Source organism: Nocardia sp. XZ_19_231 (assembly GCF_015355705.1).
GTDB lineage: Bacteria > Actinomycetota > Actinomycetes > Mycobacteriales > Mycobacteriaceae > Nocardia > Nocardia salmonicida.
This window is the reverse complement of the sequence record NZ_JACUZI010000003.1, coordinates 1165786-1175309: the sequence shown is the minus strand read 5'-3', so window position 1 is coordinate 1175309 and position 9524 is coordinate 1165786. Positions and strand designations below refer to the sequence as shown.

The 9524-nt window shown below is 70.3% G+C and carries 6 protein-coding genes; all 6 read right to left on the bottom strand.

Annotation, left to right across the window (positions count from 1 at the left end; all coding sequences use genetic code 11):
* Nucleotides 1-83: 83 nt before the first annotated feature.
* Complete coding sequence (locus tag IBJ82_RS18685) at nt 84-275, bottom strand: calcium-binding protein (protein ID WP_228537188.1); 192 nt, start codon at nt 273-275, stop codon at nt 84-86.
* Between the two features lie 810 nt (nt 276-1085).
* Entirely contained in the window at nt 1086-2345 is a 1260-nt protein-coding gene (locus tag IBJ82_RS18680) for a S1 family peptidase (protein WP_194827105.1), read from the bottom strand.
* Between the two features lie 154 nt (nt 2346-2499).
* Nucleotides 2500-3861 carry a S1 family peptidase gene (locus tag IBJ82_RS18675; RefSeq protein ID WP_194827104.1) on the bottom strand — a complete coding sequence of 454 codons (1362 nt, stop codon included), beginning with the start codon at nt 3859-3861 and terminating at the stop codon, nt 2500-2502.
* Nucleotides 3862-3979: 118 nt separating this feature from the next.
* Nucleotides 3980-5074: a hypothetical protein gene (locus IBJ82_RS18670; RefSeq protein WP_194827103.1), complete on the bottom strand. Its 1095-nt coding sequence runs from the start codon at nt 5072-5074 to the stop codon at nt 3980-3982.
* A 42-nt stretch (nt 5075-5116) separates the two neighbouring features.
* Nucleotides 5117-7633: a LuxR C-terminal-related transcriptional regulator gene (locus IBJ82_RS18665; protein ID WP_228537187.1), complete on the bottom strand. Its 2517-nt coding sequence runs from the start codon at nt 7631-7633 to the stop codon at nt 5117-5119.
* Nucleotides 7623-9437, bottom strand: coding sequence for an Hsp70 family protein (locus tag IBJ82_RS18660; RefSeq protein WP_194827101.1), 1815 nt, complete (start codon nt 9435-9437; stop codon nt 7623-7625). The genes IBJ82_RS18665 and IBJ82_RS18660 overlap by 11 nt, the downstream gene beginning before the upstream one ends.
* Nucleotides 9438-9524: the final 87 nt, after the last annotated feature.

Genomic DNA, 9524 nt, shown 5'->3' with positions numbered 1-9524 from the left:
CCGCCCAGGGCCTGTGCTCCGGGTCGACACACGGTCAACCCGCCGAAGGGGGTGGGGACTTTTAGGTGGCCACCAGTGGTGACCTACACGTGGCCACCAGTGGGGACTTTCTCATGGCCAGGGACACCGATCAGCGTTCCCGGTGCGGGTTCTTGGGCTACGACGGTCCAGTTGCGGTCCATCACCTGGGCACGGCCACGTCCGCTGGCGTCCGTGGACCGGGAGAAGAACACTCCTGCCGCCTGGATGGTGTTCTGTGCTTCCTGGAGGTTCATACAGACCACTGTGGGCATGATCGCGGTCGGTGGGGCGGCGGTGGTCGGGGCGGACGCCGGTGAGGTTGCGGGGGGTGGTGCGATCGTGGGTGTGTCGGTGGGTGCGGCGGCTTGGGCTGTGGTGGGTGGGCGCAGTGTTGTTGTCGATGGGGCGCTCGGAACGGTCTCGGCTGTGCAAGCGGTGATTGTTGCCAGCATCGCTGCCGCGATCGTTGCTTTCTGCGCGTGGCGTGCTGATGGAAATGCTTTCCCCGGTGAGTGATTCATGTCTGAAGTCCCCTGCTCACAGTTGCACTGACGGTCGGATGGCCGGTGTGCGCGACTCCCCCCGACAGGAGCGCTGGGCGAGCGTATATCTGGGGTGGGGTGCGGTTGGGCGGTACTGGCAAGTAGTGGGCAATCTGGGTGAGGGGGGCTATGTTCGGTAGTCCCAGGAGGTTTGACGCTGTGTTTATTGGAGCGCTGGCGCGCTCGAGTCGCGGCCCCGAGGGGCCGCCGGTTAGGCGCCGGTGCTTGCTCCTTCGTCGCCTACGCACCGGCGCCTAACCGGCGACCCGGCCGCGACCGGCCACTTCGTGGCCGCCGCTCCCTAGGGGTCGCGGGTGGGGGCTGGGAGTGCGGTCATGGCGGATGTGGGGTGTGCGGTGTGGCGGGGCTGGGAGTGCGGTTGTGGCGGATCTGGTGTGAATGGTGTGAATGGTGTGGGCAGCGTGGGCTTGGGGTGACCACTTAGTGTGTTGACGCCAAAAAGGCCGGTAGCGGGAGTGCTACCGGCCTTTTTGGGGCTGCTCTGTGCCTACATGGTGGTGATCAGTTGGTGCGGACCGCCAGGCCGGGGTTGTCCGAGAGGACGACGGTCAGGGGCTGGGCGAACAGCTGGGGGGTGTCGCCGGTGAGGGCGCCGATGATGTTCGGGATCTCGCAGATCGGGAAGTCGGCGACCGAGGAGGCGCTGGAGATACCCAAGGCCAGACGGCCGGTGACGATGGCGCCGCCGGAGTCGCCGGGGAGGGCGCAGATGTTGGCCGAGAAGCTCTGGGTGAGCTGACGGTCGCCGACCTGGACGGTCTGGTCGACGCCGTTGATCACGCCGCAGCTGAAGCCGGTGCGGGCACCGGACTTGCACACGGGGGCGCCGACCACGGGGGTGGCCACGCCGTCGACGGCGATGGGGGCCTGGCCGGGGATGCGGACCAGGTTGTTCTCGAAGCGGGCACGCGCGTTGTCGTTGACCCGGATGATCGAGTAGTCCTGCTCGCCGAGCACCGACTTCTGGAAGGTGCCGAGCTGGGCGCCCGCACGGTCGCCGTTGACCTCGTACACGGCGGCGGCGTTGCCGGTGCCCGCCGACTCGATGTCGGGGTTGCAGTGGCCCGCCGAGATGTTGATGACGTTGCCGGCGCGGTCGGTGCCGTTGAAGCCGAGCGAGCAGCGCAGCGAGCTACGACCCACGATGGAGGCGTAGCCGTCGCCGCCTGCCAGCGCGCCGTTGCCGTCACCGGCTACGGGGGTGGCGGACAGGTCGATGCGCTCGCCTGCCACCGGCGGAGCGGTGACGATGACGCGGGAGGGGTCGATGAAGCTGGGAAGCGGAAGCCCGGCCTGCTGCACGCGGACCGCGATCGAGTTGTTCACGGTGTCGACGACGACGCCACGCACGAGCGCGGAGATCTCCGGCGGTGCGGCGGCGAGCCAGTTCTCGAAGGCGGTCTTCTCGCCGCGCAGGGTGGACTCGCTCTTGGCGACGTTGCGGACCTCGAAGCCGGCCGACTGCGCGGCTTCCCTGGCCTGGTCGGTGCCGGGTCCGGGGGAGAGCGCCACGACGGCGTTGCCCTGGTCGCTCAGCCAGGAACCGGCGAAGACCTGCGGGAACTGACGCTGCGCGGTGGTGGAGAACGCGGCGACCTGCTGCGCGACATCGGCGCGGCGCAGGTACTCGTCGGGGGAGATCTTCAGATCGCGGGTGACCGCCTCGATGAGCTGGGCGGGCAGGTCTGCGGGCGCGGGCTGCGCGTCGGCAACCGCCATCGTGGGGCCGAACAGCAGAAACGCCGCCGAAGCGGCGATCATAGATTTCCGAGCTCTTCTCGAGCTTCGCGCGGACGGGGTACGACCCATACGTGGCAGGAGCATGGTCCGAACTATATGGGCTCGAGCGACTTATGCCTACTCGGACCGGGCAAGAGATTTCGCTCACCCGGTCCGGTCGGTGATTTGTCCCCGCTCAGCCCGCGTTGGGCTTGGTGCGCACCATGATTCCGCTGCCGAGCCCGCCGCCGGAGGTGGCCTCGATATCGGCCAGGATGGGCCGGATCGGGATCCCGAGGGAAGCGGTGCCGCCGTAGGGGGCGAGCTGGGTGTTGGCTTCGGTGCAGTTGGGCGCGCCGGAGGCGTTCGAGCCGCTGGTGATGCCGAGGGCGAGCGTGCCCGACACGATTGCGCCGCCGCTGTCGCCGCCGAGGGTGCAGGCGGTGCTGGCGAAGCCGCGGATCGTCTTGCTGACGCCCGTCTCGGTGAACAGCTGGGTCTCCACGTGATCGGCCGAGACGAAACCACAGGTGAAGGTGGAGGACTGGCCGGTCTTGCAGACCGGCGCGCCGGTGACGGGTTCGGCGGTGCCGGTGAGCGTCAGGGTGGTGCCTTCGGCACCGCGCACCCGAGGCTGGTCCATGCCCGCGTTCACCGCGCGCTCGTTGAGCTTGATCACCGAGTAGTCCAGCGAGGCGGGCCCGCCGAGCACCGAGCGGGCGAACGAGCCGACCTCGGGGCTGTTGGGGATATCGCGCACGTTCGGTACGTAGACCGAGGCCGCGCCGCCGCCGTCGACATTCGGGTTGCAGTGGCCCGCGGAGATATTGAGCGCGTTACCCGAGGCGTCGGTGCTGTTGAACCCGAACGAGCAGACATCCACACCGCGCAGGTCGGCGTCGTGCAGGTCCTTCTTCGCGGTGATGTAGGTGTCGCCGCCCATCGGCTTGTACTCCACCGGACCACCGCCGCCGGGCGAGAGCACCACCTTGATGGTGGCGATCAGGGTCGGCAGATTGAGCATGTGGCCGGTGCCGGTGTTGGCCACGTTGAGCACGAGCTGGCTGTTGAGCGCGTCGATCGCGATCGAGCTGATCGGCGCGGAGATGGCGGGCGGCAGGCTCGCGATCCACTGACTCAGTTGCACCAGCGCGCCTTCCAGTCCACCGGCCGAGATCGGCGCGAGGTGGGTCTGGTAGCCGGCGGCGGTGACGAGCTTGCCCGCCTCGGCATCGGTGGTGGCAACGACCGCCTTGCCTTCCGGCGTGAGCCAGGCACCGGCGAAGGTGTCGGGGTTGGCGGCGCGGAAATCGGTCGCGTAGTCGCGCAACTGCTGGGCGCGCGCGGCGCGATCGAGGTACTCGGTGGGGGTCATCCCGAGATCACGCGACAGCGCGGTCACCAATTCGCCGGGTAACGCGTCGGCTGAAAGTTGTAGCGGTGCAACAGGTTCCGAGGACGCGATACCGGATCCGAGCAGGGGTGCGAGTAGAACAGTCGCGGCGAACCCGGCGGAGGCTGCCTTGACCGCGGCGCGACGCGCCACCAACTTGCGCATGAAATCCCTTCGTCGACAACCAGTGACCGAGAACACCGCCGGCGGCGATCATGTCGGTCAGCGCATCACTCTAGGGCACGCTCGCTCAGCTGGCGCGGTTACCGTCCGGCTGCTGTATTCAGCGCTGACCCGGGATGGTGAGGGGCGCGGGGAGATAGCCCGGTGGGTAGGTCCCGAAGGGCGACCGGGGACGACTGGTGGTGGGGCTCGGCGGGGTCGTCGGCGGGGTGGTGACCGGTTCCGGGGTGGTCGTCGGCGGCGCCTCGGTGGTGGTCGTGGGCTCCGGCTCGACGGTGGTGGTCGGCGGGGGCGTGGTCGATTCGACGACCGGCGGCGGGGGCGGCGCGGGTGCCGAGGTGGGGGTCAGCGTTTCCGGGCGGGCATCGGAAATCGTCGGGGGCTGGGTCGTTTCGGCGTCACGGATCAGCACCGAGACCGCGACGCCGCCGAGCAGCAGGCCGATGAGCGCGGCGGCGGCGATCAGCAAGGGGGTTTTGCTGCGGGCGGGCTTCTCGGTGGGCGCCACCGCGGGCTCGGCGATCGGGGCGGGCGCGACCGGCGCCATCGCCTTCGTCGGCAAGGGAGTGACCGGCAGCGCCGCCGAGTACGCCTGCGCGGTCACCACGGGTGGCTCCAGCGCGGGCATCACATCGGTGGCGACCATGGCGTTCTCGGTGACGATCGGGTCGGGCGGCGTGGCGCCCGCCGGGGTGGCCAGCACCGCAACCAGCGCGGCCTGGGCGGCGGCGTTGGCGTAGGTCTTGCCAGGATCGGCGCCGTGCTCGGGCTGGGGCAGTTCGTCCTCGCCGAGCAGGGCCACCGACTTCAATCCCAGGTAGTCCAGTGCCTCGCGCACGCCGCGCACGACCTCGGTCGACCAGCCGGCGGGGTGGGTCGCGTAGAACTCGGCGGGACCACTGAGGTGCTCGGTGGTGAGATCGATCAGGCAGAACATGGCCGTCGCGAGGAGGTCTTCGGCGCGATAGGCCTCACCGCCGTCGACATCGACACCGGCCGGGTCACCGATCGCGCGCACGAATCCGGCGATCGAGTGGGCGTGCCCGGTGGGTGCGGGTCCACCGAGGGCGGCGTCACCTTCGTCGGACATGTGCAGGACCGAAGCACGCTCGATGACCTGAACCGTGCCGTCCTCGGTGACCACCGCGGCGATGCATTCGTCATCGGCGATACGCAGGCCGACCCCAGTGGCCATCGGCGGTACACCCCTCACTTCGGCGTAAATCGTCCGCGCGAGTCACACCAGCAGTTGGCCGTGTCCCATCGCGCGCAGCATTGAGAGTAATTCCGATCGTGAGCGCGCGCCTATTCGGCGTCGGATTCGCGCGACGTGATGCTCGACGGTCTTCGCGGAAATGTACAGCCTCGCGCCGATCTCGCGATAGGTCAGACCGAGCAGTACCAGTTCGGCCACCTCGCGTTCACGGTCGCTGAGTGCGCTGGACTCGCTGGTCAGCGGCGTGGGACCCGCGGTTATCTGCGGTAGCGGCTGTGCGGTCGGTCGTGGGGGCTCGACCGGCTGGGCCTGGGTGCGCACCGAGCGCGCGAGTTTGAGCAAGGCGGTCGCGGTCGTCGAATCACCTGCCGCGAGGGCGGCCTCGCTGGCCAGTCGGGCGGCGTCCCAGGTGAGTCCGAGTTCGGCCAGCGCCGACACCGCGGCCTGCACGTCGGCCGCGGCCACCTGTCCGCGCAGCACGAGCAACCAGGTGCGCCCGGCGTCGGCGAGCACGGCGGCCTGCCGGTCACCCGCTTCCGCCGCCGTCTTCAGGGCATGGGCGTGGGGCAGCAGCGCGCGGGGCGACTCGTCGGCCAGCGCGGCCTGTACCCCGTACCAGTGGAAGGAGTTGGTCCAGGCGGGTGCGCGGCCGAGCTTGCGGACCAGCGCCCGCGCGGCGTCGACGAGCGGTTCGATCCGGCGCACGTCTCCCAAGCGGATGCCCGCCAGCCACAGTTCGCCGATCGGCAGCAGGCTCAACAGGTCGGCTTCCAGTTCGTCGAACAGGGGGCAGGCCGCTTGCCACGCGTGAGCCAGGGCGGCGTGGTCGCCGCCGCGGCGGGCCAGTCCCACGGTCAGGGCGTGGGCGAGGAGCTGATCGCGTGGCGCGAGGGTGCGAATGTCGATGTCGGCGAGGGTGCTCGCGGCGCGGCGTTCGTCGCCGCCGAGCAGCGCGGTCCATGCGGTGAGCACCGGAAGCTGTCGGCTACCGCCCATGCCTGCCGCCCGGCGCAGCGCGTCACCGGCGCGGCGCGGCTCGCCGCTACCGAGGCACAGCAGGGTGGCGATCGAGACAGCCGAACAGGGTAGGTAGCGATCGTCGCCGGTGTCGGTGTTGCCCGCTTGGATCAGCGCGGAGATCGCCGCGGCCGTGCCTGCGCCGTGCGGGTCGAGCGATTCGTCGAGCGCGCCCGCGATCAGCCGAGCCCCCGCGTCGGCCTCGGTCGGCGGCCAGTGCTGTGCGGATACGGACATGCGCGCGGCGGCGGCTTGGTCACCGGCCAGGTTGAGGACCATGGCCGCGGGCGCCCAGTCGGCGCCGACTCGCTCCGGTCCGAGCCAGTTGTACAGTCCGGCCGCCCGGCTCACCAGTCCCCGACGGGTGAGCACGCCCGCGCAGATTCGCACCGCGGCGACGAGTTCGGTCCCGGGGATGTTCTGTGCGGTCAGCAGCGGTTCGGCCAGGCGGAGCGCGGTGTCGGTGTCGCCCGCGTGCGCGGCGGCCTCGGCCCAGCGCACCGCGATCGACTCCACCGCGGCGCCCGCCGCTGCCGCTGCCGCGTAGCAGCGGGGGGCCTCGTCCGACTTCTCCGCAGTGCGACAGAGGAACTCCGCGAGCCGGGCATCGACCACGCCTGACTCGGCCAGGATCAGCGCCGTGCGGTCGCGGAGCAGGCCGGCGTCGAGGCGCGCGGTGAGCAGCCTGCGCTGCACATCGACATAGCGGCGATCGCCGAGCAGCGTCCGCAGCGGAGCGACGGCGGGCGAGAGGAGTAGGTCGGCATCGGTGACCAGGGCACCCGCCCTGGCGCGGTCGATCAGCTCGTGCGCGGTGGCGGTGTCGACACCGAGCACCTCGGTGAGTTCTGTCGCGTCCAAACCGGTTCCGGTCGCCGCGATGACCAGCGTTTCGAGCAGCTCGGGTTCGACCGCTTCCAGCAGCGACCGCGTCCACGCGGTGACGGACTCGTTCACCGCTGTCTCGCAGGTCTCGAGCGAGGCCGAACGGGCACCCATCAGCGCTGCGACGACACCGCCGGGAATTCCCGCTGTCAGCTGATGGATGTGCGCCGCGAGCGGCTGGGACACGGCCACGCCGAGTTCCCTGGCGAACGAGGTGATGTGGGCACTGCCCAGTGCGCGCAGATCCACCGTGCGGCCGTTGCGCGCCACCGCGTCGGCCAGCGCGCGCAGCCGGGGATCGTGTGGGCGCGGCTGGGTGGTCAGCACAACGGAGCGTTGTCCGGTTTCGATGGCCGCGCAGAGTGCGCGTAGCTCGGCGTCGCTGTAGCGGTGGATATTGTCGGCGACGAGCACTGCCCGGTCGCGAACCTCGCTCTCGGCATGGTCGGCCGCGGAGTCGACCACCGGAATGCCGCGGCCACGTAGGTGCGCTCGGACGGCGTTGAGCAGGAACGATTTTCCGGTGCCCGCTCGGCCGCGGATCAACAGCAGCACGGTCTGCTCGTCGGCGGTGTCGAGTGCGCGGAAAACGGTTCGGGCGTTCGGGAAGGTGTCGTGAGCGATCTCAGCCACCATTTCCTCCGAGGACCCGGCCCGGCAGTTGCGTTCCCGATTCGAGGGTCTCGCCGACCGCGCCGCCCACGTCGTCGAGCAGACCGCCGGGATCGACCTGGATGGTGGGAACCTGCGGCCTGGTCGGTGCGGGTGCGGGGGCAGGTGCTGGAGCGGGTCCTGGTCCCGGCGCGGGAGCTGGGGCAGGGGCGGGTGCCGGGGCCTGACCAGCGGGCGGTGCCTGCGCCGGTTGCTGCGCGGCGGGACCTGGCTGGCCCGCGGTCGCCGGTGTCTCGGCTGTCGGTGTTCCGGCGGCGGGTGCGCCACCGGCAGGTGCCGGAGCGCCCGCCGCGGGCGTGCTGCCAGGAGCACCGGCGTCGGTCGTGCCGACCGGGATCGCGCCCGACGGCGTCGCGGTGCCGGTCGCGCCTGGCAGAGCTGGGTCGGTGACCACGGAGTTCGTGGCATTCGCAGTCCCGGCCGCGCCGCCCGCGCTGGTCGACGCGGGTGCGCCGGGAACCGGTGGAGCGCCGGTGGTCGCGGCGGGTCCGGTGGGTGAGAGCTGAGTGGCGCCACCGAGCGCGAGGGTGCCGGTGGCCAGCGCGGCCATGGTCAAGGCCGCGGCCGCGACGATCGCCGAGCGTTTGGCCGTGAACATCTTGGTGCGAATCGGTTCCGACGGCGGCAGCGTGAGCACCTCGACGGCCGGGGCCACGGACACCGAGGACGATGCCACCGCCACGGCCGGGATGGCCACGGTGGGCAGGCTGATCGCGGCGATGTCGAGGGCGATCTCGGCCGCGCCGAGTGCCGCGCAGGTCGTGGGGTCGGCACAGGCGATCACCGGCAGGCCGAATTCGGTGGAGATCAGCTCGGCTACCAGGGGAATCGCGCCACCGCCACCGGTGAGCAGCACCCGACCGACATCACCGAGGGTGAGGTCGGCACGGCGGACCGCGTCCTGGAGCAGGCTCATCGAGTCGAACAGGATCGGACGCAGCAGATCCTCGAGTTCGCCCCGGGTCAGCCGGACCTGTTCGGTGTGCACGGAGGGGCTGAGTCTTCCGACCGGAATCGCCGTCGCGGTATTCCTCGACAGTTCCTCCTTCGCAATTCTGCAGCGCTCGCGCAATGCCGACAATTCATCTTCGACAACGGGATCGAATGGATCGATGTCGTTTCCACCCAGGGCATTTGCCAGCACATAGCGCATCGTCAGCAGATCGAATTCGGAACCGGCGATCGCGGTGCTGTGTACCGGCGTACCGAGCAGTCCGGCCTGCTCGCCCGTGCGCAGGACCGTCACCGTCGATCCGCTCGCGCCGAGGTCGTAGACGACCAGCGCACCGTCGTCGAGCGGCCCGTGCTCGATCTCGTAGCGGCGCACCGCGGCGAGCGGCTCGGGCACCAGCGTCACCTCGGGCAGGCCCGAGCGCGCGAGTGCGGACCTGGCGGCCTCGACGGTGACCTCGGGCCACCATGCCGGGTAACACGCGACGGTGGTCGCCGCGTCGTCGGATTCGGCGGCGGCGCCGCGGAGTTCGGTTGTCAGCGCGCGGGTCGCGGCGGCGAACAAATCGGCTGCGTCGTGGGTGGAACCATCCGCTGCCAGCAGGTCTACCGGATCGCCGACTCTGGACAGGTAGTCATCGATGACCACTCCGCGATGGTGGCCCGTCGTGTCGGCGAAGCTCACCGACCCGTCGGTGCCGAGCAGCAGCGCGCTGCGGTGAGTGAGAACGGTGGTACCGGCCTCGTCGCCTGTCGTGGCCGCGGCAGCCGAATTCACCGCTCCGACAGTGATGCCGAGCGCCAGACGCTCTGTCATTGGACAACCCCGTTCGCAGGACTTCCGGTGGACCGGTAAACGCTTGGGTAGAGCGAGATCGCCGAGGGCGGGCGTCCCATCCGATCT